The organism is Rhizobium sp. BK377, assembly GCF_014193935.1.
Taxonomy (GTDB): Bacteria; Pseudomonadota; Alphaproteobacteria; order Rhizobiales; family Rhizobiaceae; genus Rhizobium.
In genome coordinates this window covers 297,907-322,836 of the sequence record NZ_JACIAC010000004.1, presented here as the reverse complement: position 1 = coordinate 322,836, position 24,930 = coordinate 297,907, and the positions used below count along the sequence as shown (strand labels likewise).

18 protein-coding genes are annotated in these 24,930 nt (G+C 59.9%); 14 read left to right on the top strand and 4 right to left on the bottom strand.

Features of this window, described 5'->3' with window-relative positions:
* Nucleotides 1–9: 9 nt before the first annotated feature.
* Genes FHT92_RS18690 through FHT92_RS18675 form a run of 4 tightly spaced genes read left to right on the top strand, consistent with a single transcriptional unit; the run spans nucleotide 10 to nucleotide 3,393 of the window.
* Nucleotides 10–1,104 (top strand): ABC transporter ATP-binding protein, encoded by a 1,095-nt coding sequence (locus tag FHT92_RS18690; RefSeq protein ID WP_183748055.1) that lies wholly within the window; start codon nucleotides 10–12, stop codon nucleotides 1,102–1,104.
* Nucleotides 1,101–1,991 carry a carbohydrate ABC transporter permease gene (locus tag FHT92_RS18685; RefSeq protein WP_183828125.1) on the top strand — a complete coding sequence of 297 codons (891 nt, stop codon included), beginning with the start codon at nucleotides 1,101–1,103 and terminating at the stop codon, nucleotides 1,989–1,991. Before FHT92_RS18690 ends, FHT92_RS18685 begins: the two co-directional genes overlap by 4 nt.
* 5 nt (nucleotides 1,992–1,996) lie before the next feature.
* Nucleotides 1,997–2,875 (top strand): carbohydrate ABC transporter permease, encoded by an 879-nt coding sequence (locus tag FHT92_RS18680; RefSeq protein WP_183748051.1) that lies wholly within the window; start codon nucleotides 1,997–1,999, stop codon nucleotides 2,873–2,875.
* A gap of 14 nt (nucleotides 2,876–2,889) precedes the next feature.
* Nucleotides 2,890–3,393, top strand: a complete 504-nt coding sequence (locus tag FHT92_RS18675) for a GNAT family N-acetyltransferase (protein ID WP_183828122.1) — start codon at nucleotides 2,890–2,892, stop codon at nucleotides 3,391–3,393.
* Between the two features lie 100 nt (nucleotides 3,394–3,493).
* Here the strand turns inward: FHT92_RS18675 and tkt are convergent, their stop codons facing one another.
* Both tkt and FHT92_RS18665 read right to left on the bottom strand, forming a co-directional pair.
* Nucleotides 3,494–5,524, bottom strand: a complete 2,031-nt coding sequence (tkt, locus tag FHT92_RS18670) for a transketolase (RefSeq protein WP_183828119.1) — start codon at nucleotides 5,522–5,524, stop codon at nucleotides 3,494–3,496.
* Nucleotides 5,525–5,726: 202 nt separating this feature from the next.
* On the bottom strand, nucleotides 5,727–8,762 hold the full coding sequence (locus FHT92_RS18665; protein WP_183828116.1) for a glycoside hydrolase family 38 C-terminal domain-containing protein: 3,036 nt from the start codon (nucleotides 8,760–8,762) through the stop codon (nucleotides 5,727–5,729).
* 617 nt (nucleotides 8,763–9,379) lie between these two features.
* Between FHT92_RS18665 and FHT92_RS18660 the strand changes: the two genes are divergently transcribed.
* Both FHT92_RS18660 and FHT92_RS18655 read left to right on the top strand, forming a co-directional pair.
* A complete protein-coding gene (locus tag FHT92_RS18660) occupies nucleotides 9,380–9,715 on the top strand; it encodes a helix-turn-helix domain-containing protein (RefSeq protein WP_183748043.1) in 336 nt (111 codons plus the stop codon).
* On the top strand, nucleotides 9,708–10,955 hold the full coding sequence (locus FHT92_RS18655; RefSeq protein WP_183748041.1) for a type II toxin-antitoxin system HipA family toxin: 1,248 nt from the start codon (nucleotides 9,708–9,710) through the stop codon (nucleotides 10,953–10,955). Before FHT92_RS18660 ends, FHT92_RS18655 begins: the two co-directional genes overlap by 8 nt.
* A gap of 696 nt (nucleotides 10,956–11,651) precedes the next feature.
* Here FHT92_RS18655 and FHT92_RS18650 read toward each other — a convergent pair.
* The gene (locus tag FHT92_RS18650; RefSeq protein WP_183748039.1) at nucleotides 11,652–12,302 is read right to left on the bottom strand and encodes a TetR/AcrR family transcriptional regulator C-terminal domain-containing protein; all 651 of its coding nucleotides are present in this window, start codon (nucleotides 12,300–12,302) and stop codon (nucleotides 11,652–11,654) included.
* Nucleotides 12,303–12,494: 192 nt separating this feature from the next.
* On the opposite strand from FHT92_RS18650, the gene FHT92_RS18645 reads away from it, so the two are divergent.
* Entirely contained in the window at nucleotides 12,495–13,721 is a 1,227-nt protein-coding gene (locus FHT92_RS18645) for a multidrug effflux MFS transporter (protein ID WP_183748037.1), read from the top strand.
* 149 nt (nucleotides 13,722–13,870) lie between these two features.
* On the opposite strand, the gene FHT92_RS18640 is transcribed toward FHT92_RS18645, so the two are convergent.
* Nucleotides 13,871–14,917, bottom strand: a complete 1,047-nt coding sequence (locus FHT92_RS18640) for a LacI family DNA-binding transcriptional regulator (protein WP_183748035.1) — start codon at nucleotides 14,915–14,917, stop codon at nucleotides 13,871–13,873.
* Between the two features lie 184 nt (nucleotides 14,918–15,101).
* Between FHT92_RS18640 and FHT92_RS18635 the strand changes: the two genes are divergently transcribed.
* The 7 genes from FHT92_RS18635 (at nucleotide 15,102) to FHT92_RS18605 (ending at nucleotide 24,897) form a co-directional block, all read left to right on the top strand.
* Nucleotides 15,102–17,027 carry an ABC transporter substrate-binding protein gene (locus FHT92_RS18635; protein ID WP_183748033.1) on the top strand — a complete coding sequence of 642 codons (1,926 nt, stop codon included), beginning with the start codon at nucleotides 15,102–15,104 and terminating at the stop codon, nucleotides 17,025–17,027.
* 86 nt (nucleotides 17,028–17,113) lie between these two features.
* Nucleotides 17,114–19,222 (top strand): family 10 glycosylhydrolase, encoded by a 2,109-nt coding sequence (locus FHT92_RS18630; RefSeq protein ID WP_183828113.1) that lies wholly within the window; start codon nucleotides 17,114–17,116, stop codon nucleotides 19,220–19,222.
* 97 nt (nucleotides 19,223–19,319) lie between these two features.
* Nucleotides 19,320–20,306, top strand: a complete 987-nt coding sequence (locus tag FHT92_RS18625) for an ABC transporter permease (protein WP_183828110.1) — start codon at nucleotides 19,320–19,322, stop codon at nucleotides 20,304–20,306.
* Nucleotides 20,307–20,316: 10 nt separating this feature from the next.
* Nucleotides 20,317–21,504 carry an ABC transporter permease gene (locus FHT92_RS18620; RefSeq protein ID WP_183828107.1) on the top strand — a complete coding sequence of 396 codons (1,188 nt, stop codon included), beginning with the start codon at nucleotides 20,317–20,319 and terminating at the stop codon, nucleotides 21,502–21,504.
* A gap of 10 nt (nucleotides 21,505–21,514) precedes the next feature.
* The gene (locus FHT92_RS18615) at nucleotides 21,515–23,224 is read left to right on the top strand and encodes an ABC transporter ATP-binding protein (protein WP_183828104.1); all 1,710 of its coding nucleotides are present in this window, start codon (nucleotides 21,515–21,517) and stop codon (nucleotides 23,222–23,224) included.
* Between the two features lie 10 nt (nucleotides 23,225–23,234).
* Nucleotides 23,235–24,014: a 2-oxo-tetronate isomerase gene (gene otnI / locus FHT92_RS18610; protein ID WP_183828101.1), complete on the top strand. Its 780-nt coding sequence runs from the start codon at nucleotides 23,235–23,237 to the stop codon at nucleotides 24,012–24,014.
* A gap of 7 nt (nucleotides 24,015–24,021) precedes the next feature.
* Entirely contained in the window at nucleotides 24,022–24,897 is an 876-nt protein-coding gene (locus tag FHT92_RS18605; protein ID WP_183828098.1) for a 2-hydroxy-3-oxopropionate reductase, read from the top strand.
* The last annotated feature ends 33 nt before the right edge of the window (nucleotides 24,898–24,930 follow it).

Genomic DNA, 24,930 nt, shown 5'->3' with positions numbered 1-24,930 from the left:
AGGTGAACAATGGCATCGGTTTCGCTCGAATCCGTTTCTAAGAATTTCGGTACGCATACTGTTATCCAGAATGTCGACCTGCAGATCATCGACGGCGAGTTTGTCGTTTTCGTCGGCCCCTCCGGTTGCGGCAAGTCAACGCTTCTTCGCATCGTCGCCGGCCTGATTTCCGCATCGAATGGCGTGGTGAGGATCGGCGGCGACGACGTGACTGATGTGCCGGCCTCTCAGAGAGGCGTAGCATTCGTCTTCCAGTCTTACGCGCTCTATCCGCATATGAACGTTGCGCGCAATATCGGCTTCGCGCTTGAGACCCTCGGCATGAACAGGGCCGCTATCAGCGAGAAAGTGCGATCGGTCGCGCGGATGCTGAAGGTCGATCATCTGCTCGAACGCCGGCCCCGCGAGTTGTCCGGCGGACAACGCCAGCGCGTGGCGATCGGCCGCGCCTTGGTGCGCCAGCCCGAAATCTTCCTCTTCGATGAGCCGCTGTCCAATCTCGACTCGGATCTGCGAATGGAGATGCGCATGGAGATCGCTAAGCTCCACGATGATCTGAAGACGACGATGATCTATGTCACCCATGACCAATCGGAAGCGATGACGCTTGCCGACCGGATCGTCGTTCTCAATCACGGGCGCATTGAGCAGGTCGGCACGCCGAAGGAACTCTACCACAGCCCCGACAACCGGTTTGTCGCAGGCTTCATCGGCAGTCCCCGCATGAACTTTCTGCCCGTGCAGGCAACATCAGCCAAAGTGACCGGACCGGGCGGCCTCGTTATCGATGCAGGCACCGAGGGCCAGAGCATCACCGAAATCGGCATACGGTCGGAGGCGATCCAGTTGGTGAACGCTGCGGACGGACGAATGACCTGCGTGCTCGAACGTATTGAGGATCTTGGCCATGAGCATTTTGCCTATTGCCGCATCAACGGCGACGTCATCTGGGTCATCCGCGTCAATGTCGAGCCGCCAAAGGAACTGATCGGCAGCGAGGTCGGCCTCAATTTCCGGGATACTGCGATCTTTGCCTTCGCCGCCGATGGAAAACGCCTCATTCTCAACCGCCAGGCCGGCGTGATCGAAGGAGCGCGGCAATGAGTGCCCGACTCGCCCGCCGCGACCATCGTGCGGCCTGGCTGTTTCTGCTGCCGGTTATCATCGTCATGCTGGTCGTCGCCCTCTGGCCGCTCGGTCGCACCTTTTTCTTCGCCTTCACCGATGCCTATCTTGACGACCCCTCCGTCTATTCAATGACGGGGATCGACAACTTCCTTGAGGTCATCAACGATCGCAGCTGGTGGATTGCCGTCAAGAATACGCTGATCTTCACGGTCATCTCGGTCGCAATCGAGACGGTTCTCGGCCTGGCGATCGCGCTCCTCGTCAACGAAGCGATTCCCGGCCGCGGGCTGGCGCGCGCCGCCATCCTCGTTCCCTGGGCAATCCCGGTCGTCGTCTCGACGAAGATCTGGGAATGGATGCTGAACGATCAGTTCGGCGTTATCAATAAGGTTCTCATCGGGCTTGGCCTCATCGATCATGGCGTTCCCTGGACGGCTAGCGGATCGTTGCTGATGGGCGTCGTGATCTTCGTCGACGTGTGGATGACGACCCCGTTCATGGTTCTGCTCATCCTGGCGGGCCTGCAACTGATATCCCCGGAGATATTCGAGGCAGCGGAGGTCGATGGTATTCCGGCATGGAAGCGTTTCTGGTCGATCACCCTGCCGATGCTGCGTCCGGCAATCGGCGTAGCGGTCCTCTTCCGCGTCCTCGATGCGCTCAGGATGTTCGACCTTGCCTATGTGATGGCGGCGAGCAACGAGAGCGTCATGACCGTCTCCATCTATGCGCGCGACCGGCTGATCAGTTTTCAGGAGCTCGGCATCGGCTCGGCGGCATCGACCTGGGTCTTCCTGCTCGTCGCGCTTGTCGCCATCATCATCATCGGGGTCCTTCGCCTCGACAGAGCCGCGGGGACCTGAGCGACATGGCCGATGCAATCATCCCGAAGACCATCCGCAAACCTGCCTCCTACTTTAGGATACGGCGCCGTGTCGTGCGAAGCCTGCAGATCCTGGCCCTTCTGCTCGTCCTGTTCTACACGCTGTTTCCCTATTATTGGGCCTTCGTTTCTTCGACGAAGCAGGGTTCGGCGCTCTATCAATCGGCGCTGATGCCGGCGTTCGACTTCACCTACTATCGCCAGCTGATCGACAATCCTGTTTTCATGGGCTCGCTTCTGAACTCCGCCTATGTCGCGGTTTCAACCACGTTCCTGTCGCTCGTCATCGGGCTCAGCGCCGCTTATGCATTGGGTCGCATCGACTTTCCGCAACGGCGTACCATTTTGATGATCGTGCTGATGATCTCGATCTTCCCGCAGGTCGTCGTTCTCTCCGGCATGTTCGAGCTGATCAACTGGATGGGCCTGTTCAATCGGCCAAGCGCGCTCGTCCTTACCTATCTCCTGTCGACCGTACCCTTCACGACCTGGATCCTGACCACCTTCATTCGCGAGTTTCCGCGCGAGCTCGAAGAGGCCGCGATCATCGACGGCTGCTCACATTTTAGAATTCTGATGAAGATCCTGTTGCCGCTCATGGGGCCTTCGCTCGCCAGCACGGGCATTCTTGCCTTCATTCTGGCTTGGAACGAGTTCCTCTTCGCGCTGACCTTCACCCTGACGGACGAGAACCGGACCGTGCCGGTCGCGATCGGCCTGATTGCAGGCAATAGCCGGTACGAATATCCGTTCGGTCAGATCATGGCCGCATCCGTTACCGTGACGCTGCCGCTGATCATCGTCGTATTGATCTTCCAGAGACGTATCGTTGCCGGCCTGACGGCAGGCGCGATCAAGGGCTGACAAAGGACTAAACCATGGACATGCTGGTAAAACTCTACGAGCTGAAGGCCGATTTTGCGCTCGATAAACGCATCGCCGAACAGGGTATCACCATCCGGCGTGTCCTTGCGCCGGAGTTGAGCGCTCTGACGGCCTGGATCGAACCGCGCTTCGGATCCGGCTGGGTCGCTGAAGCGACGGTTGCCACCATGCGCCAGCCGCCCACTTGCTTCATCGCAATCCAGAACGACGAACTCATCGGCTTTGCCTGTCACGACGCAACCGCCAAGGGCTTTTTCGGGCCGACCGGCGTCGATACGGCCGCCCGCGGCAAAGGCGTCGGCCACGCTCTGCTGCTGACCACGCTTCTCGATATGTACGCGCAGGGTTATGCCTACGGGGTCATCGGGGGCGCCGGTCCAATGGAGTTCTACCGTCGAAGCGTTGGGGCAATCCCGATCGAAGGCTCGGACCCGGGCATCTATCAAGGCATGCTGCCGCTTGCCCAGCCGAGAGGCATTTCGGAATCGGGCCACTAAAGCGTGTCGCGATTTGTGAGATTCACGATTCTCAAATCAATAAGGCTATGATCCCTTTGTTGCGAAGGGGCGGCGGCAAGCCGCCCGCAGCTGCCATCACTCAGCGACCGCGAAGACCCATTGCCTCTTGCGCGGCCTTCACAACTGCGTCTGTGGTGATGCCGAACTTTTTGTAGACGTCGTCGATCTTGCCCGACGCGCCGAAGCTGTGCATACCGACGAACCGGCCGTCAAGCCCGAGATATCGGTCCCAGCTATCCTGGACGGCCGCTTCCACGGCGACACGCGCAGTCCCGTCTCCGAGAACCTCACGCTTATAGTCCGGCGCCTGCGCCTCAAACAAAAGACGGCACGGCATGGAAACAACCGCGGTCGGAACGCCTTCCGCTTGCAGCCTCGCCCTTGCCTCGACGGCCAAGTGCAATTCCGATCCGGTTGACATGATCGTCAGCTCTCGAACGCCACCTTCGGCTTCAAGCAGAACATATCCGCCCCTTGCTGACAGGTTTTCAGAGCCCTGCTGCTTTCTTAGAAGCGGCATGGGCTGGCGGGACAAGGCGATCAGTGCGGCCTGCCGCGGGGCATCGAGAATGGCCTGCCAGCATTCGGCCGTCTCGATCGGGTCGCCCGGGCGGAACACGGCAAGGCCCGGAATGGCGCGCAGCGCCGTCAGATGCTCGACCGGCTGGTGGGTTGGGCCGTCCTCGCCGAGACCGATCGAATCGTGGGTCATCACGAAGATCGACCGCACCGCCATCATCGCCGCCAGCCGGATTGACGGCCGGGCGTAATCGGAAAAGGTCAGGAAGGTGCCACCATAAGGGATCAGCCCGCCATGAAGGGCGATGCCGTTGATGGCCGCCGCCATGCCGTGCTCGCGCACGCCGTAGTGGATGTAGGAGCCGTTATATTGCCCCGGCGCGATCTCCGTCATGGATTTGGCTTTCGTATTGTTCGAAGGCGTCAGGTCTGCCGATCCGCCAATGAGCTCGGGGATGGACTCGGCAAGGTGGTTGAGAACAATCCCGCTCGCCTGCCTTGTTGCCAGATCCTTTTCAGCAGACAGAAGCTCCTGTTTTGCAGCCTCGATCGCTTTGGTCCAGCCCGAAGGCAGTTCGCCCTTCATGCGGCGTTCGAAGTCCTGGCGGATATCCGCCTTTGCTGTCTGGACCCGAACTGCCCAGGCCATGCGGGCATTGCGCCCCTTCGCGCCGATCTTTCTCCAGTCTTCCAGGAGATCAGACGGAATCTCGAAGGGAGGCGCGTTCCAGCCGAGAAGCTTGCGGGCGCCGGCGATCTCCTCTTCGCCGGGCGCATCGCTGTGGGCCTTCTGCGTGCCGGCGCGGGTCGGAAAGCCGAAGCCGATAATGGTTTTGCAGGCGATCATGGATGGGCGATCGGTGACCCTTTGGGCTTCGACGATCGCGTTGCGGATCGCGTCGGTATCGTGTCCGTCGATCTCCTGCACATGCCAATTCGAAGCGCGAAACCGCGCCGGTTGATCGTCGGACTCGGCGAGGTTTGTCGCGCCGTCGATCGATATCGAATTGTTGTCCCAGAACGCGATCAGCTTGCCGAGCTTCAAGTGACCGGCGAGCGATATGGCCTCCTGGCTGATGCCTTCCATCAGGCATCCGTCACCCAGAAATACATAGGTGTAGTGGCTCGAAAGATTGTCACCAAACCTGGCGTTCATGATGCGCTCTGCAAGCGCAAAACCGACCGAATTGGCAATTCCCTGTCCCAGTGGCCCGGTGGTCGTCTCGATGCCCGTCGCATGGCGATATTCGGGATGACCTGCCGTCCTGCTGTCGACTTGACGAAAGTTCTTGATCTGGTCGATCGTCATATCCTGATAGCCGGTCAGGTAGAGCAGGCTATAGAGCAGCATCGAGCCGTGCCCATTGGAGATCAGGAAACGGTCCCGATCGAACCAGTAGGGATCTTCGGCATCGAATTTCAGGAACTCGGAAAAGAGCACGACGGCAATGTCGGCCATGCCCATCGGCATGCCGGGGTGCCCGCTCTTGGCCTTCTCGACGGCGTCCATCGAGAGGAACCGAATGCAATTGGCCATGTCGCGCAGGTGCTGATCGCGGGGCGCCGGTACGGACTTCACAGATTCCGTCATGATCTTTTCCTCGGGAGGTGGTGAAAGACCAGCCCGAAGATAGTGCCCGGCGCGAGCCGGGCCACTGCACAGGTTGAAACTTTTCCCGGGATCTCTGATCCAACGACTAAATCGCTCGATCGTGCCATCCACGCTGCCTACAGCGATCCCTCTGGGCGATCATCGCCAAGAGGTTCGGAACGTAGCGAAAGCGTTCCAAATTCTAACGCGATGAACTTCGCTGCAGCCTCCAGGTCCGAATTTCAAATGGCATGATCTCGGCAGGGGCTGTACGCTCGATCGGCTCTTCGAGAATGTTCAGAGGTCCTGAAGCCTGCCAGCCCGAGGGCAAGGCCAGCGAAAGTCGGCCGCGCCGGCCCGCCGGCTCGTAAAGCCGCAGGATAAGGCCTTCCCCCTCCTCCGCAGGTTTTAGCCCCGAAAGAGCGACCGGTACACCGTCTACGCCGAGCGGCGACAGGGTGCTCGCGGCGAGGTCAGTAGCCTCGATGATGACGAGCGGCTGATTGAGATCGATCGCTTCCTGGAGGACGCCGCCCTCATGCCAGGCTCCCTCATGCGGCATCAGCGAATAGGTAAAGGTCTGCTCGCCTTCGTCGGCAAGCGGATCGGGATAGATCGGCGAACGCACGAGGCTCATCCCGATGATGTTGCCACGCGCGCTGTGCCCGTATTTGGCGTTGTTGAGCAGAGCGACACCAAAGCCCGGTTCGCTGAGATCGACAAACCTGTGTGCCGCGGCCTCGAACATCGCCTGCTCCCAGGAGGTGTTTGTATGTGTCTGCCGCTCGACAACGCCGTAGGCGCATTCGAAGGTGGCGGTGCGCGAGCGCACAGCAACGGGATTCAACGTCCTCAGCAGAGTACGCCGGTCATGCCAATCGATCGTCGTCTCGATATCGAGCCTGCGAGCGTTGGCAGTCAGCACATAAAGCTGAGTGACCGTCGAATTCCGGTATCGATAGACAACGCGGATCGCGGCACGATGTGGCCCCTGTTCGACGACGGCAATACTTTCCGGCGCCTCAAGGCGGACAGCCTTTTCGGCATAGTCGGCGTCGACATCCCAGGCATCCCAGTTGCGCGGTTTATCTGCCGGATAGACCCAGAGTTGGTTTGCTGAACCCTCAAGAGCTTCCCTGCCCGTTGCCTTGTGAATAAGGCTGGAAACCGCGCCGTCCTTACCGATGACGACGGACAGATGTTCGTTTTCGAGACTCTGCGCACCGGCCTTCAGCATGCCGGCAGGCTTGACGGCCTTGCGATCGAAGACAGCGATAGAAAGAGGGGGCACGGGATCGGCAGATGAGATGACCGTTCCATCAGAAAGCTTTGCCGTGAGTGGCCGCGGCGCAAGCGATGGGTTGACGACAACCAGCGCATCCGTCACGCCGCCCGCCGGAAGATGAGCCGATAGGGTCTTCAGAGCCTTGGCCTGTTCCGCCTTGGCATTGCCGATGACGCCGTCGAGTTCCTGCTCGGCGTCGATATAGACTTCGCGGATGCTCGAGCCCGGAAGGATGTCGTGGAACTCATTCTTCAGGACAACGCGCCAATCCGCTTCCAGGCTTTGCGGTTTGGCGGCACCCAAGAGATGCGCAAGCGAAGCGATCGTCTCTGCCGTAATCAGTGCCCGCTCGGCCTGGCGGTGCTTGCGCTTGACGCCGCTTTGAGAGGTCAGCGTCGCGCGGTGCAGTTCGAGATAGATTTCGCCATCCCAGACCGGAAGCTCCTTTTGTGCTGCAGTCTGGTGGGCCTTTTCGTAAAAGCCCTTCACCGTGCCCCAACGGGCTTTGGGGATCGCCGGGAAATCGCGCAGTTGCACCTCGCGTTCAACCATTTCCGGCGTCACGCCGCCACCGCCGTCGCCATAGCCGACTGCCAAGAGCGACGTGTCGTGCTGCGCCTTGCCGCGGAAGTTCTTCCAGGTTGGCACGATGCAGTCCGGCTGCACAAAACCATTGTAGCCCTGCATCGGATTGTCGAAAGTATGGGTCAGCACCTTGCTACCATCCAGGCCCTTCCACCAGAAGAGGTCGGATGGGATGTGATTGGTTTCGCTCCAGTTGACCTTGATCGTGAAGAAACTGTCGATCCCGCCAAGCTTCAAAATCTGAGGCAAGGCACCCGAAAAGCCGAAGCAGTCCGGCAGCCAGCAGACGGTGTGGCGCGAACCGAAGTGTTTCTCGAAATAGCGCTGTCCGTAAAGCACCTGCCGCGCCAGACTTTCACCGGTCGGCATGTTGGTGTCGGGTTCGACCCACATGCCGCCGACGGTTTCCCATTTACCGTCGGCAACCTTCCTTTTGATCCGCTCGAGAAGTTCCGGATCGTCCTCTTCCATCTGCGCATAATAATGGGCCGTCGATTGATTGAAGCGGAAGTCGTCCGATCGCTCCATCAACGAAAGCGCGGTATTGAAAGTGCGGCGCATCTTTCGGCGCGTCTCGCGATAGGGCCAGAGCCAAGCAAGATCGATATGGGCGTGGCCTGTGAGCAGGATCTCGCCATTTTGCGGGAAACGCGTCTGAAGCTCCTTCAATTCCGAAATTAGCGCATCATATGCCGCACCTGCCGACGCGCTCTGCGCCTCTGTCAGTCCGGCCGGATTTGTCTGAAGTTCTGGCAACTCCCAGATTTTTTGCTGCATGACCGCATTGGACGTACGCGAAATATAAGCTGATGTGTCCGAGGGCCAATCAAGGCTGCGCAGTGCCTGTTCGGCCGCCCCGATCAGGTGCGGCACCACTTCATGGCTATCGAGTGCGCCCGCAGCTTCGCCGACCTGCCGCAACAGGAGATGCAGTTTATGGACCGGCTCGTCCAGCCAGATCAGCCGCGCCTTATTGAGCTTCGGTGCCCGGTTCGGCTCTCCAAAAGGAAAGCGCGCGACGCTCTCCGTCGCAATCGAAAATTGGCTGCCCTTGATCGGGAATTCCTGATGATATGGGTCGAGCCCGAATGTCTCGGACTGGCCGCCCGGATAGTGCAATGTAATCAAGCTCTCACCGCCGAGATCGAGCTGCAGGCGAACCTTATCGACCGGCCAGTCGTGCGGAGCCGTTACCGATGCTGCGAAATGAACCGCTCCCTCACTGTGCGGCCAATCCTGATGATGGGCGATCGGCTCGCCGTCGAAGGTCCAGCCATCGATCACCATGCTTTGCCTGTCGCGCCAGTGGGCGAGCTCGGCTGTACGGACCTTCAGGCGATCGAGGCGTTGGGCAATGGTGAGAGACATGGCGGGTCCTATCGGAAGTCGGCAACTGACGGGCGGGGAGAAAATCTGGCCGCGCAAATTGGCCGCTGCACAGTATCCCGTCTCCTCCAAGCGGGGCGCGTGGCAGCCCTTAGATTAAGTAACTTTGTTTTCACGTCAAGCGGACGACAAATAAGATGCAAGAGTTTTTGTCGATGTCCCGATGTTTTCAGTTTTTGCACCGGTTACGTTCCGGATGTTCCCGGAAGTCGTTTCACGTCCACTGACGAGCGGCTGCTTCTTGCCCCTAGTGACAGCGCCGAACGCTTCATGAGATCCATTCGTTTAAAGGATTGCCACGCTCCTGCGGGTCCCCTCGTAAGCACAAGCATTGAAGGCGTAGCGAGGAACGTTTGCGATATTGTTCCTCCTCGTCCATGGGTCAGCAAGGGCATCGGGCACCGTACCGCCCGGCTCCGGCTCGCATCGCTGACGTCCGCAGATGAAACCGACGCACCATCTCCGGCGAAGCCAAGCGTCTGCACCATGTAAATTGCCGTGCTCAGGACAAAGCAATCTGATCTGAGCCTTAACTTCTCTAGTGTGATTGTAAGCTTCGTGATACCTATCAGGCAGATATGTAGCACGAAGGCGACAAAATGCCGACACCTCATAATCCTCCGGCCGCCGTGCGGCGCGCACTGCGCAAACTCGGCGCGGACATACACGACGCTCGCCGGCGTCGCCGTCTGCCTATGGCTGTTGTGGCCGAGCGCGCTTTCACCTCACGCTCAACGCTTCAAAAGATCGAAGCCGGGGACACCAATGTCAGCGTCGGCATATATGCAGGCGTCCTTCAGGCCCTCGGCTTGCTAGAGGGACTAAGCCGAGTTGCCGACATCAGTAACGACAGCGTTGGTCAGTCGCTCGCCAGTGCGGAACTCCCTAAGCACGTGCATCCGAAGCGGTCGCGGGGATCGTCGCGTAATGACTGATTTCGAAGTTCATCTCGACCTACACGGCCGCACACGTCCGATCGGGCTGGCGCGGAGTAACCGCGCGCGCGGTTCCGAGACGATCATGTTCGAGTATGACCGAGCCTGGCTTGAGGACGCCGACCGCTTCTCGCTGGAGCCGGCGCTAGCCCTGACGCGGGGCGCTTTCGCGCCACCTGCCGGTTTTGCAACCTTTGGCTCCATTGGCGACTCTGCGCCCGATACTTGGGGTCGGCGCCTGATGCAACGCTTGGAGCGGCGTACCGCCGAGCGCGATGGCCGGCCCGTTCGCACACTCGCCGAAAGTGACTATCTGCTTGGCGTCGCGGACGAGACACGGCTCGGCGCCCTCCGCTTTCGCTGGGCTGGCGGGGAGGAATTCCAAGCGCCGATCCGCACCGGCGTTCCCGCCCTCATCGAGCTCGGCCGTTTGCTGCACATCACCGAGCGCATTCTGCGCGATGAGGAAACCGACGAAGACCTCCAACTTATCTTCGCGCCTGGCTCGTCGCTTGGTGGAGCGCGGCCCAAAGCTTCTGTCATCGATCAACATGGCTATCTCTCAATCGCTAAGTTTCCCAAGGAAACCGACGATTACAGCATAGAAACATGGGAAGAGATTGCTATGCGACTGGCTGAACGAGCCGGCATAGTCACTCCCGTACACGAACTCATTGACATCGCCGGAAAGAAGGTCATGCTCTCGCGTCGCTTCGACCGCGATAGAGGTGTTCGCACACCATTCCTTTCCGCCATGGCGATGATGGGCGCAAAGGACGGTGAGCGAGGCAGCTACCCCGAGATCGTCGACGCCCTGGCCGAGCATGGCGCACAGGGAAAGACAGATGCCCAAGCGCTCTATCGCCGCGTCACCTTCAACGTGCTCATCTCCAACGTCGACGACCACCTGCGAAATCACGGCTTTCTCTGGCTCGGCAAAGCCGGCTGGTCGTTGTCCCCTGTCTATGATCTCAATCCGGTGCCGACCGACGTCAAAGCACGCGTCCTGACAACCAATATCGACCTCGATGAAAGCACCTGCTCGCTTGATCTGCTGGAGGAAGCTGCCGGATACTTCGCCCTCACGCTTGCACAGGCTCGCGCCATCATCAAGGAAGTCGCTACCTCCACTGCGACGTGGCGCGAGACCGCCAAAGCCGTCGGTGCACGGCCGGCGGAGATCAACCGCATGGCCAGTGCGTTCGAGCACGATGATTTGCGACGAGCGCTAGCCCTATGACAAGAACCTTCCTCCAACAGCAACCCAGCACATTCGCGTGACAGCCATTGGGTGAATTCCGAGATTTGGCAAAAAACGTCGATCAAAACGATGGCTTTTTTGCAGTTGAAGGGACACGAACCGCCGCGCCTGATTTTTACTTCGTCAGTGCAATCGATTGTCATCACTCCCCCCCGACGGTGGCGACCAAAGAACTCATTTGTCCAACCTGGCAGCCGTAGCAGCGTGCGACGCTTTCGTTGAGAAGGGGGTGTGAAACGTACCATGCCCATAGCAGGGCCATTGGGTTGCGGATCCCAATCTTAGCGGCCTCTGGTAAGTCAGATTTTCGTTTGAAGCTGACACACTAAGCCGTGGAAAGCGAAGGCCGCAACAAGGCAGCCAACGGCTTTCGGGACGCGTTTGGCAATCTCTGCCAGACTGTGGTTGGTGTCGAGCTCCGCATCGCAAAGTTGATGAAGACCGCGGGCAAGCCGTATGGGCTCATCGTCCCGACCATTGGGCTCGTGGTGGCAGCAGTCACGCCTGCATTACGCAGCCCCGTATGGAGCACAACCAACAGTCGGAACCGGCTACCCGCTTTTCCGCAGGATATTATGTCCCGTAACCAGGGGCTACGTCTAACGCGCAGCATGGGACGAGAAGTCTGCCTGCGAGAGCCTCGTGTTTCATATTGCAATTGCGGCGGCGATGCCATTAGCGTTTGCCGAATGCGCGCAGAAAGGTCTTCGTTGCCTCTCTTGCCATGCGGTCGACCTCTTCGTCTGGAGTTGGACGGCCGATCTGTTGGTTGATCCGCAGATCTGTTGCGAGAAGAGCCATGTACTGGCGCGCGGCAAGTGCGGGATCCTCTATGTCGAGATGGCCGGCCAGCGCGAGCTGCGCCAGGCGAGCCGCAACGGCGGGGTATTTCTTGCCCGGTCCGTATTCCTTCCAGGTCTCGAACAATTCGGGAAATCTGCTGCCTTCAGTCTCGACGAGCTTGCGTAGCCAACGGCCATTCGCATCACAAACCGCCTTGCGCAGGAGCCGCGCCGAAAATTCGGTCAGTTCCTTTTCAAGATCGATAGGTGCCACGGGAAATGTGTCCAGCACCCGAAAGAAGTCGGCGCTCGACTTCTCCGTGATCTCCCCAACCACAACCTTGAACAGGTTATCCTTGTCGCCGAGTTGATTGTACACCGTCTGACGCGACACGCCGGCCCTTGCTGCAATGGCATCGATGCTCGCCGCCGCAAACCCTTCCTCGGCAAAAACATCCGCGGCCGCGTTCAAGATCGCCTGACGTTTGCTCGTGGCTGGTGGGCTCTCTGTCTCGGAAGAAACCGCTGCGGGCGAAGTTTTCATGACACCACTATAAAGGACTTGACGAATTGGACAATGATGTCCAAAATATTTTACAGGAATGACGAGCTATGCATTGGAGCCGTCTCCGTCTTTCCACTGTCCCAGATATAATCGCCCACTCAATCCCCGTCACATGCTTTTTGTATCAGGCTTTGCTTCGTCGGGGGATGATGTGCGGGAAAGGTTTTTTCCATGCAGAGCAAGAATATCGTTTCACCCCCCAGGGCGGCCGGTGGCGCTCACCATGCCATCGTCCTCGGCCTTCTATCCGCGGTCGGTCTCTTTGCCCTCGACATGTATCTACCCGCGTTGCCAACGATCAGCCTGGATCTTCACGCTGATAGTCACGCAGTTCAGGCAAGCCTGATCTCCTTCTTCGCCGCCATGGCCGTGTCACAGATTATCTATGGTCCACTCTCTGACATGTTTGGCCGCAAGCGGCCTCTATATGTCGGTCTTGCGCTCTACATCCTTGGCGCGATCGGCTGCGCGCTCTCCACCGACATTAGCTGGCTGGTCGCCTTCCGCTTCATTCAGGGCACCGGCGCCTGTGCCGGTGTCGTGATTGCCCGCGCCATCGTGCGCGACCTGCATACGGGGGCCGCCGCCGCGCAACTGATGTCGCGGCTTATGCTGGTCTTCAGTATCTCACCCATCCTGGCGCCGCTCGCGGGCAGCATCGTGACAGCGTTCGGGAACTGGCGACTGATCTTTTGGGTCATGGTCTTCGCCGGCGTTGTCGGTTTCGTCGCGGGCCGTTTTTTCCTTGAGGAGACTCGTCCGGCCGCCGCTCGCGATGAAAGCAGTCTCGGCGGGGCATTGAAAGCCTATGGAACACTCCTTAAGGACCCGTACTACCTCGGTCTGGTACTGATGGCTTCCTTCGGGATGTCGAGCTATATGATCTATGTTGCCAACTCTTCCTTCATACTAATCGGTCATTACCGGCTCTCTCCTTCGTTTTACAGCGTGGTCTTTTCGGTGAATGCCGTTGGCTTCATCGGCATGTCGCAGATGAACGGCTGGCTTGCCCGCCGCATTGGTTTGCGCAAGGTAATTCGCGGTGCAGTTTCCGGTTATGCGCTGACGATGGTGGCCCTTGCTGTTCTCATGACCGGTGGCATCGATCACCTCGACATAATGGCGGCCTTCCTGTTTGCTGGCTACGCTTTCCTTGGAATGATCGTGCCCAATGCAGCGGTATTGGCGCTTGAACACCATGGTCGCATCGCTGGCACAGCCTCGGCGATGATGGGGACGGTCCAGTTCATGACATCAGCGCTGGTGGTTGGCGTCAGTGGTATGTTTATGGACGGTACGGCGAGACCGATGGTGGTCGTCATCGCGATCTGCTCGGCCATCGTGTTCGTCCTTTCGGTCGCAGTGCTGAAGAGCAGGTATGCGGTTGCGGCTGAATAGATCTTGCTGCCAGGATTGCAACGGCCTGTGTCGTCAAAAAAAGCTTTAGGCCTTCCCGCAGGCGCAAGCTTCTCGACATGGTCAAGGCGACTGGGAAGTCTCGATCCGGGTGCACGTCCGGTATTAGAGATCGACCGGTCGCTGTATGTCTACAAGGTCAGTCGCGGTGTTACTAGCACTTCGCCAGCCTCGTTCGAGAGGGGTTGAGCGCGGCAAGGCCCCGCAGAACGACGCTCGACGATGCGTGAGGCAATCATGACACGCCGGGCCGGCATGCCGGGCAGTCGTGGATTCTCGATGCGTTCGAGGAGCAGCCGGAGGCCGACGGCGCCGCCTTCAAGTCCTTCCATCTTTACCGTCGTCAACGGCGGGGAAATCTGGGTGGCGGGCGAAAAGTCGCCGAAGCCGACGACCGAGACGTCATCGGGAATGCGATAGCCCTGGCCCAGCAACTCGGAAACCACCGTCAGCGCCAGACCGTCATGGGCACAGAAGAAGGCTGTCGGATGAATACCCTTTGTCTTGAGGTCGCGGAAGGCTTCACTGAAACCGGCCTGCTCATCGAACCGCAGCACATGCAGTGTGACATCCTCGCAGCGTTCGGCGATCTCCCGTGCGCCGTAAAAGCGCTCGCGGCGGCCTCGGAAACCGGGCGTGCCATTAACATAGCAGATCGACCGATGGCCGAGTTCGATCAGATATTGAAGCACCGCCTGTCCCGCCTCATGGTCCGTGCCCGTGATCTGGTCAGCTTGCTCCAGCGGGTCAACCCAGCCGAAACGCACAATCGGCACCCCGATTGCCGTTGCTGCGGCGATTGCCTCCCGGTCATGCGGGCCGACAAGCAGCAGCCCGGCGCAGGAACGTGCCAACTCCTCAAGCTGATCGGCGCTATGCGTCCAACGGATGCGCAGTGCCATGCCTAGCCTATGCGCCTCACGCTGCACGCCATTCTGGATCTGCATGTAGAGTTCGCTGTTGACGGCATCGAGATCGTGGAAAACGACAGCGATATCGCTTGTCTGGGATTGGCCCGCAGGACGTGTGTAACCTAATCGCTCTGCCGTCGCGCGGATCAGCGCGCGTGTCTCGTCACTGACGCCACTCTTGCCGGCCAACGAGCGCGACACCGCGTATTTCGAGAGGCCGACCTCTCGCGCGATCGTCTGTAAGGTAACCCGCCCCCTGCTTCCCACTCTCCACCTCGCTATTCACCCGGCGCTCGGACCGCTTCGCTACACGCTCTTTGCCACGATTGCAAATTTTTGCAATAACGAAACATAACGCTTTACCTAACAATATCCAAATGTATTCTCTTTGTTATCCGAGCCCGAGAGCAAAAATAACGATAAGGGCTGAGGATTTTTGGAGGAGAACCCTATGATCAAGCTGAAACGTCGTGCGTTTCTGGCCGGAACTTCGGCCGTTCTGATCCTGCCGGCCCTGCCGGTTTTCGCCGCTGACTTCAAAGAAGCGGACATTCTGAAGGAGAAGGTTTCAAGCGGCGCGCTGCCGGCCCTGAAGGACCGGCTGCCGGAAAATCCGCTCGTCATCAAGCCTGTCGAAAGCGTCGGAAAATACGGCGGCGACTGGAACATGGCGCTCGTCGGCGGCGGTTCGTTATCTATGCTGTTCCGTTATCAAGCCTACGAACCCTTGCTGCGCTATACACCGGACTGGTCGGGCGTCACACTAAATGTCGCCGAAGCCTTCGATAGCAATGCCGACTCTACCGTCTATACCATCCGCCTGCGCAAGGGCATGAAATGGTCCGACGGGCAGCCCTACACCACCGCCGATGTCAGATTTTGGTACGACACCGTTCTGACCGACAAACGCGTGGCCGCCACAGGGCAAGGCCACTGGAAGAGCGGCGGCAAGCCCGCGAAGCTCGAAATCGTTGACGAACAGACGTTTAAAGTTATCTTCGCCCAACCTAACGGTATGTTCCCGCTACAGATTGCCTGGGCCAATAACGACCAGACGACGCGCTGCCCGAAGCATTATCTCGAGCAATTCCATATCGATTTCAATCCGAAGGCCGATGAACTGGCCAAGGAGCGCGGCTTCGAAAGCTGGATTGTCGCCTTCCAGACCGCATCGGGTTTCCGCGACGACAACGCCTTCTTCCTGAACTCCTCGAAGAAGCCGTGCCTGCACGCCTGGATGTTCACGACGGCGCCCGGCGAAAATACCGAACGTGCTATCGCCGAACGCAACCCCTTCTATTGGAAGGTGGATACGGAGGGTAATCAACTCCCCTATATGGATCGCATCGTCTACCAGATGGTCGCCGATCCGCAGGTGCTGCTCTTGAAGGTCATGCAGGGCGAAGTCGACCTGATGGACCAATATATTGCCACACCGAACAACAAGTCGGTGCTCTACGATGCGCGCGAGCAGGGCAAGTATGATTTCTACACGCTGACTTCGACCGAAGCCAACGTGATGAACTTCATCTTCAACCTGAACCACAATGACGAGACTAAGCGCAAGCTCTTCCGCAACAAGGATTTCCGCGCAGCCCTCTCCATGGCGCTCGACCGCCAGTCGCTGATCGATGCCGTGCTCGTTGGCCAGGGCGCTCCTGCCCAGCCGTCCATCAAAAAGGGCGATCCGCTCTATAACGAGCAGCTTGCCACCCAGTTTACGAGCTACGATGTCGACAAGGCGAATGCCATGCTCGACACGTTGATCCCGAAGCGCGACGACCAGAACTTCCGTCTCGATGAAAAGGGCCGCCGCCTGACGGTGATCTTCGAGATCGACCAGGCGCGCGCCGTCTTCCTCGATCTCTTCCAGCTGGTCATTCCGATGTTCCAGGCCGTTGGCATCGATGCGCAGATGCGCACAATGGACCGTTCGCTCTGGGAAACCCGCGTGCGCCAGGGCCGCGATTTCGATGCGACGGCTCACCAGTTCGGTGCCAATGGCGGTGTCGCCGCCATGCTCGATCCGCGTTACTATGTGCCGACGGATTCGAACGCTATGTACGCTCCAGCCTGGCAGCTCTGGTATCTCGACCGCAACAATGCCAATGCGGAAGAGCCGCCGGAGGAAACGAAGAAACAGCTTGAGCTCTACGACAAGCTGAAATCGACCTCCGACCCCGCAGGTCAGCAGGAGATCATGAAGCAGATCCTGCAGGGTGCCGCCGACAACTTCTATGTCTTCGGCATTTCCCTGCCGCCGGATGGCTACGGCATCGTCAAGAACAACATGAAGAATATCACCAAGACGATGCCGAACTCCTTCGGCTGGCCGACTCCCGCTCCCACGATGCCGGAGCAGTTCTACAAGGTCTGATGGCCTGCGACAGCAATGATGCATTCCAGGCGCCGGCTCTACCGGTCGGCGCGATGGCCTTCTTTTGCCAATGATTGGGTGAAACGATGCTCGACGCCAGAAGACAGAATACCGACACGCTGCGCTCGCCGGACTGGTTTAAGACCGCGACCCGCTGGACCCAGCTGACCTTCGTGGAAGACGACCCGGAAAAATACGATCCGGCCTTCTGGGTCGATGTCTTCAGGCGCACGAGATCCAACGCGGTCTGCCTTAGCGCCGGCGGCTACATCGCCTATTACCCGAGCGAAGTGCCCTATCACTATGTGAGCAAATATCTGGGTGACAAGGATATTTTCGGCGCGCTCGTCGATGCCGCCCGCAAGCTCGACATGCATGTCATGGCCCGCGTCGATCCGCACGCCATTCACGACGATGCCGCCAAGGCGCATCCCGAATGGGTTATGATCAATGCCGACGGCACGCCGCGCCGCCACTGGGCCTATCCGGATGTCTGGGTCACCAATGCCTATGGTGATTACAACACCGTCTTCATGCCTGAAGTGGTCAAGGAGATCGTGCGCAAATACGATATCGATGCGGTCTTCGCCAATCGCTGGCAGGGTCACGGTGTCGATTACAGCGAAGACAGCGCGCGCCGCTTTAAAGATATGTTCGGCCACGCGCTGCCGAAGAAGCCGGATGCCGACGACCCGGCCTGGCAGGCCTGGCTACAGTGGCGCCGCCGGGTTCTGACCGACATGATCGCCCAATGGGACGATGCGGTCAAAGCGATCCGCCCGCATGCGAGCTTCATCCCGAACATGGGCGGCGCCTCGCTCATGGAATTCGATCTCTCGGTCATCGCCAAACATTGCCCCTTCCTCGTCGTCGACCATCAGGGCCGCAAGGGTCTGGAACTCGGCTGGTCGGCCGGGCGCAACGGCAAGCGCATTCGCGCCACCTTCCCCGACCGCCCGGTGGTGCTCATCACCTCGATCGGTCCGGAAGAGGAATATCGCTGGAAGGATGCCGTTACCTCGGGCGAGGAAATGCAGCTCTGGATCAATGATGGCACGGCCCACGGCCTTTATGCCTGGTTCACCAAGTTCAACGGCGTCGTACCCGACAAGCGCTGGGTCGAACCGGTCGCCGATGCCTTCGCCCTGCAGGCGGCCGTCGAGCCTGTCCTGGAAAGCATGCATCCGACGGCAGAAATCGCCGTCATCGACCCCTCGACGACGCTCCGCCATTGGGCGCCGGAAGAGCGCCACAACGCTGAGAAGCACGATCTCGGCTTCTATCATGCCCTCGTCGAAGCCCGTCTGCCCTTCGAGCTTCTCTCGGATCAGGTTCTGACCCAAGGAAACCTCGACCGCTTCAAGCTGATCATCCTTGCCAACGCCTCCTGCCTTTCGGATGCGCAGAACGCGGCGATCCGCGCCTATGTCGAGCGTGGCGGTAGCGTCCTCGCTTCCTACGAAACGTCGCTGCGCGACGAATTCGGCAAGACGCGCGCCGACTTCGGCCTCTCAGACGTGCTCGGCGCCAAATTCGTCTCCGGCCCGCGTGGCATCGTTAAGAACACCTATGTGGCGCTCTCGGGCGATCATCCGGTCAATCAAGGCTATGAAGGTGCCGAGCGCATCATGGGCGGCACGCGTCTCATCCACGCTGATCCCATCGGCAATGCGACGGCGCCCTTTCTCTACGTGCCCGACTTTCCGGACCTGCCGATGGAAGAAGTCTATCCGCGCAAGGCGCCGGAAGGTGCTGCCGTCATCGCGCGCGAAACCGGCAAGGGTGGCCGCACCGTCTACATCCCCTGGAATATCGGCGAAATCTTCTGGGAGGTCTTTGCGGTCGATCATGGCAAGCTGCTTGCCAATGCTATCAGCTGGGCGCTCGGCAAGACGCCACGCGTGACCGTAGAAGGCCCCGGCGTCATCGACATTGCACTGCGCGAAAACGCCGAAGGAATTGCGCTCAGCCTCTTCAATCTCACCAATCCGATGATGATGAAGGGCCCGATACGTCAAAATTACCCTCTGGCGGCCCAGACGGTTTCGGTGGAAATTCCTCCGGGCAAATCGGTGGCCAAAGCATGGCTTGTTATTACCGACCGCGCCGCAAATTTCAGCGTCAAGGACGGCCGTGCACAGGTGGAGGTGCCCGGCATCGAACGGCTGGAGGTGCTGCACCTCACGTGGAAATGAGGTGCTGAAGCGCTTTCGGCCTGAAGGGGCCGAAAGCGGATGGAGATCCGAAGGAAGCGCCTGATCGGGCGCTGTCAACGGGAGGAGAAACATTCCGATGCTTGGCTATATTTTCAAGCGCGTGCTCTACATGATCCCGACGCTGATCGGCATGTCGCTGATCTCGTTCCTGATCATCCAGCTACCGCCGGGTGACTACCTGACCTCGATGATCGCGACGATGAGCGACAGCGGCCAGGCTGTCGATCCTGCGCAGATCGAGCGGCTGAAAGAGATCTACGGCTTCGACGACCCCTTCTATGTCCAGTATCTCAAATGGATGTGGGGTATCGTCAGCCGCGGCGATTTCGGCTGGTCCTTCGAATGGAACCAGCCCGTCTCCGGCCTCATCTGGGCACGCATGGGCTCGACGCTGGTCATCTCGCTCTTGAGCCTTCTCTTCGTCTGGATCGTCGCACTACCGATCGGCATCTACTCCGCCGTGCGCCGCCATTCGATCAGCGACCACGTCTTCACCTTCTTCGGCTTCATCGGTCTCGCCGTACCGAACTTCATCCTGGCGCTGACACTGATGTATGTTGCCTATCGCTATCTCGGGCAGAGCGTCGGCGGCTTCAATTCGCCGGAATTTGCCGAGGCGCCGTGGAGCCTTGCCAAGATCGGCGATTTCCTCGCCCATCTCTGGATCCCGATCATCATCATCGGCGCCTCGGGCACGGCCGCCCTCATCCGCATCCTGCGCGCCAATCTGACGGACGAGTTGCACAAGCCCTATGTCATCACCGCTCGCGCCAAGGGCCTGCCGGAATACAAGGTGATCATGAAATATCCGGTGCGTATTGCACTCAACCCCTTCGTCTCGGCCATCGGCTGGGTGCTGCCGCATCTCGTCTCTGGTGTGACGATCACCGCCATCGTGCTCAACCTGCCGACCGCAGGTCCTCTGCTCTTCCGCGCGCTGGTCTCACAGGACATGTATCTCGCCGGCAGCTTCATCCTGCTTCTCTCGGCGCTGACCCTCGTCGGCATGCTCCTGTCGGACTTGCTGCTTGCGCTGCTCGATCCGCGCATCCGGTTCAATTGAGGAGGCGCCGATGACGCACGAAACATTCGCAACCCATACCGGCCCCTTGAACGTCGCCGCCGACGGCCCCTCGATCAGCCCATTGAAACAGGGCAAGACCGTCTCGACGGCCGCCATCGGCCCGTGGCGGCTGATTGCCGGCAAGCTCACCCGCCAGAAGGTGGCGATGGTCGCCGGCGTGATCATCCTCCTGCTCTATCTCATCGGCCTCTTCGCCGAATTCCTGGCGCCTTCCCTGCCCGCAACCTCGAAGCCGCAATATACCTATGCACCACCGCAGGACCTCAGCTTCTTCGTCACCAAGCCGGATGGCAGCTCCGAATTCAACTTCCATGTGAAGGGCTACAAGGTGGAGATCGACAAGGTGGCGCTGCGACGCACCTTCGTCGTCGACGACACCAAGGTCGTGCCGGTCGGCTTCTTCGTCAAAGGCCCGGCCTATTATCTCTGGGGCCTGATGCCGATGACCACGCATTTCTTCGGCCCGATCAATCCCAATGACCCTATGTATCTGCTTGGTGCCGATCGCCTTGGCCGAGACGTTCTCACCCGGCTGATCTATGGCACCCGCATTTCCATGTCGATCGGCCTCGTCGGTGTTGCCATGTCGCTGGTGCTCGGCGTCGTGCTCGGTTCGATTTCCGGCTTTTATGGTGGTTGGGTCGACACGCTGATCCAGCGTGTCATCGAAGTCGTCAGTGCGATGCCGACCATTCCGCTCTGGCTCGGCCTTGCGGCGGCGATCCCGCTCACATGGTCGCCGGTGAACGTCTATTTCGTCATCACCATCATCGTCTCGCTGCTTGGCTGGACAAGCTTGGCCCGCGAAGTGCGCGGCCGCTTCCTGGCGCTACGCAGCGAGGACTTCGTTACCGCGGCGAAACTCGACGGCTCAAGCGAGGCACGGCTGATCTTCCGCCACATCCTGCCCTCGTTGACGAGCCATATCCTCGCCGTCGTCACCCTCGCCGTACCGACGATGATCGTCGCCGAGACCTCGCTCTCCTTCCTCGGCATCGGCCTTAAGCCACCCGTCGTCAGCTGGGGCGTGCTGCTGCAGGACGCCCAGAATATCCGAACCGTCGCAACCGCGCCCTGGCTGCTGATCTGGCCGTCTCTGGCAGTCGTCATTGCCGTCCTGTCCTTCAACTTCTTCGGTGACGGCCTGCGCGATGCAGCTGATCCCTATGACAATTGAGGAGGTTGCCATGACCGATCTTCCTGATGACGTCGTTCTCTCGGTTGAGAACCTCTCGATCGATTTCCGGCTGCGCACGCATATCCTGCACGCCGTCGAAGATGTCAGCTTCCAGCTCAAGCGCGGCCAGACGCTCTGCCTCGTCGGCGAAAGCGGCTCGGGCAAGAGCGTCACGGCCCGCTCGCTGCTGCAGATCGTCGACAAGCCCGGTACCATCGTCGGCGGCCGCATCCTGTTGCGCAACGGCAGCGAGATCGCCGATATCGCCACACTACAGCCCGGCAGCCGCGCGATGCGGGAGATCCGCGGGCGGCGCATCGGCTTGATCTTTCAGGAACCAATGAGCTCGCTGTCACCGGTCCACACAATCGGCTCACAGATCATCGAGGCGATCCGTCTGCACAGCAATCTCGACAAGAAGGCAGCGCGCGCCCGCATGGTCGAATTGCTGCGGCAGGTGGAAATCCCCAATCCCGACAAGATGGCCGACCGCTACACATTCGAATTCTCCGGCGGCATGCGCCAGCGCGCCATGATCGCCATGGCGCTTGCCGGCAATCCCGATATCCTGATCGCCGACGAGCCGACCACCGCTCTCGACGTGACGACGCAGGCCGAAATCCTCGACCTTATCAAGCGCCTGCAGGTCGATCGCGGCATGGCGATGCTGCTCATCACCCATGATATGGGCGTGGTGGCGGAAGTTGCGGATGATGTCGCCGTCATGCGCTTCGGCCACATCGTCGAGCGTGGCCCGGTCGATGCGATCTACCATGCAGCCACCCATCCTTATACGCGGCAACTGCTGGCCTCGACCGTGAAGCTCACACACCATGTCGAAGGCAGGCTGCCGGCCATCGCCCTCTCTTCACAAGCACCGCAGCCGATCCTGTCGGTACGCAATCTCAGCAAGACCTTCGGCTGGCATGGCAATGCCAATACGCTGCGCGCCGTCGATGATGCCAATTTCGATCTCTATCCCGGCGAAAATCTCGGCATCGTCGGCGAAAGCGGCTCCGGCAAGACGACGCTCGGTCGCCTAATCCTGCGCACCGTCGAGCCGACGATCGGTACCGTCCTCTATCGCGACAAGGATGGCGGTGAGACCGACGTCACCAAGCTCGGCAAGAAGGAGCTGCGCAACTTCCATCGCGAAGTCCGCCTCGTCTTCCAGGATCCCTTCGCCTCACTGAACCCGCGCATGACCGTCAAGGAGGTGATCGCCGATCCCTTGATCGTCAACGGCCTAGCCAGGGGCAAGGCGCTGGAAGATCGCGTCGCCGAACTGATGCGCCTCGTCGGCCTCGATCCGATGGGCATGGAGCGCTATCCGCACGCCTTCTCGGGGGGGCAGCGCCAGCGCATCGGCATTGCTCGCGCACTTGCCCTCGATCCACGCATCATCATCGCCGATGAGGCGACCTCGGCGCTCGACGTCTCGATCCGCAGCCAAATCCTCGATCTCTTGCTCGATATCCGCCAACGGCTCAATCTGAGCTTCATCTTCATTTCGCACGATATTTCCGTGGTACGCTATTTTTGCGACCGTGTGGCCGTCATGCACCGCGGCAAGATCGTAGAGCTCGGCGAAGCCGAGCAGATCTGCACCGCGCCGCAGGAAGCCTATACGAAGAGCCTTATTTCAGCCGTCCCCAATCCCGACCCACGCGACAAGCGCATGCTGCACCGGCATCGGTTCGTCGCTCCCGCCAATGCCTGAGGATGTTCCAGTGCCGAAATTTTCCGCCAATCTTTCTTTCCTCTATCAGGATCTTGCCTTCCTCGATCGTTTTGCCGCCGCCGCAAAGGACGGCTTCGGCGCTCTCGAGTATCTCGGCCCCTATGCCGAACCGAAGGAGAAGGTCGCCGATGCGCTCCAGGCAAACGGTCTGAAGCAGGCGCTCTTCAACGTGCCCTCGGGAGATTGGGCCGGCGGCGAGCGCGGTATCGCCTGCTTGCCGGATCGCATCGAGGAGTTCCGGAGCGGCATCTCGCTCGCGCTCGATTATGCCAAGGCGCTCGCCTGCCCGCAAGTCAACGTCATCTCCGGCCTCGTGCCTGATGGTGCCGATCTCGCAACGCTGGAAAAGGTGCTGGTCGAAAACCTGAAATATGCCGCCGAGCGCGCGGCCGACGCCGGCGTGAAGCTGCTGATCGAGCCGATCAATCTGCGCGATATTCCCGGCTTCTTCCTGTCGAACACCGACCACGCCGAGCGCATCCTCGAAAAGGTCGGCTCCGACAATCTCTACATCCAGTATGATTTCTACCACATGCAGATCATGCAGGGCGACCTGATCCCGACCTTCACAAGGCTGCAGGATCGGATTGCCCATGTGCAGATCGCCGACAATCCCGGCCGTAACGAGCCCGGTACGGGCGAGATCAATTACGGTTTCATCCTCTCCGAACTCGACCGCCTCGGCTACGACGGCTGGGTCGGCTGCGAATACAAGCCCAAGGCCGGCACCAGCGAAGGCCTCGGTTGGATGAAACCCTATCGGAAGTGAGCGTCATATGAATATCGGTTTTATCGGACTGGGCGTCATGGGCCGCCCGATGGCGGAACACCTGATCGATGCCGGCCATACGCTGCATCTGAGCCGCGTGAGGGAAGCCTCGCAGCACCTCGTCACCAAGGGCGGCAAGGCTGCCCACAGCGCAAAGGCTGTCGCTGAAGCCTCCGACATCATCATCCTGATGCTGCCGGATACGCCCGACGTCGAAGCCGTTCTCTTCGGCGAAGATGGCGTGGCTTCCGGTCTTTCCGCCGGCAAGTTGGTCATCGACATGAGCTCGATTTCGCCTGTCGCCACCAAGGGCTTTGCCAAACGCATCGAAGCGCTCGGCTGCGATTATCTCGATGCGCCCGTCTCCGGTGGTGAGGTCGGCGCCAAGGCCGCCTCGCTAACGATCATGATCGGCGGCAAGGATGAGGCCTTCGAACGCGCCCGCCCCCTATTCGAGAAGATGGGCAAGAACATCACGCTCGTCGGTGGCGTCGGCGACGGCCAGACGGCCAAGGTTGCCAACCAGATCATCGTCGGCCTCACCATCGAGGCTGTCTCAGAAGCCCTGCTCTTTGCCAAACGCGCCGGCGCCGACCCGGCCAAGGTGCGCGCAGCCCTGATGGGTGGCTTCGCCGCCTCGCGCATTCTGGAAGTCCATGGCGAACGCATGGTCAAGGAAACCTTCGACCCCGGTTTCCGTATCCGCCTGCACCGCAAGGACATGACGCTCGCCGTCGATGCCGCCCGCGCGCTCGATCTGTCGCTGCCGAACACGGCCGCCACCCAACAGCTCATGAATGCCGCTGTTGCCAATGGCGACGGTGAACGCGACCATTCCGCCCTCATCCGTACGCTCGAGCTCCTCGCCGGAGGGCCACGCTAGATCAGGATCACCTAGAACACCCGGACGACATCT

Bases quoted from the DNA above. Each gene is read 5' to 3' on its own strand.
- FHT92_RS18690 (WP_183748055.1), top strand. From the start codon at position 10: ATGGCATCGGTTTCGCTCGAATCCGTTTCTAAGAATTTCGGTACGCAT.
- FHT92_RS18685 (WP_183828125.1), top strand. From the start codon at position 1,101: ATGAGTGCCCGACTCGCCCGCCGCGACCATCGTGCGGCCTGGCTGTTT.
- FHT92_RS18680 (WP_183748051.1), top strand. From the start codon at position 1,997: ATGGCCGATGCAATCATCCCGAAGACCATCCGCAAACCTGCCTCCTAC.
- FHT92_RS18675 (WP_183828122.1), top strand. From the start codon at position 2,890: ATGGACATGCTGGTAAAACTCTACGAGCTGAAGGCCGATTTTGCGCTC.
- tkt (WP_183828119.1), bottom strand. From the start codon at position 5,524: ATGACGGAATCTGTGAAGTCCGTACCGGCGCCCCGCGATCAGCACCTG.
- FHT92_RS18665 (WP_183828116.1), bottom strand. From the start codon at position 8,762: ATGTCTCTCACCATTGCCCAACGCCTCGATCGCCTGAAGGTCCGTACA.
- FHT92_RS18660 (WP_183748043.1), top strand. From the start codon at position 9,380: ATGCCGACACCTCATAATCCTCCGGCCGCCGTGCGGCGCGCACTGCGC.
- FHT92_RS18655 (WP_183748041.1), top strand. From the start codon at position 9,708: ATGACTGATTTCGAAGTTCATCTCGACCTACACGGCCGCACACGTCCG.
- FHT92_RS18650 (WP_183748039.1), bottom strand. From the start codon at position 12,302: ATGAAAACTTCGCCCGCAGCGGTTTCTTCCGAGACAGAGAGCCCACCA.
- FHT92_RS18645 (WP_183748037.1), top strand. From the start codon at position 12,495: ATGCAGAGCAAGAATATCGTTTCACCCCCCAGGGCGGCCGGTGGCGCT.
- FHT92_RS18635 (WP_183748033.1), top strand. From the start codon at position 15,102: ATGATCAAGCTGAAACGTCGTGCGTTTCTGGCCGGAACTTCGGCCGTT.
- FHT92_RS18630 (WP_183828113.1), top strand. From the start codon at position 17,114: ATGCTCGACGCCAGAAGACAGAATACCGACACGCTGCGCTCGCCGGAC.
- FHT92_RS18625 (WP_183828110.1), top strand. From the start codon at position 19,320: ATGCTTGGCTATATTTTCAAGCGCGTGCTCTACATGATCCCGACGCTG.
- FHT92_RS18620 (WP_183828107.1), top strand. From the start codon at position 20,317: ATGACGCACGAAACATTCGCAACCCATACCGGCCCCTTGAACGTCGCC.
- FHT92_RS18615 (WP_183828104.1), top strand. From the start codon at position 21,515: ATGACCGATCTTCCTGATGACGTCGTTCTCTCGGTTGAGAACCTCTCG.
- FHT92_RS18605 (WP_183828098.1), top strand. From the start codon at position 24,022: ATGAATATCGGTTTTATCGGACTGGGCGTCATGGGCCGCCCGATGGCG.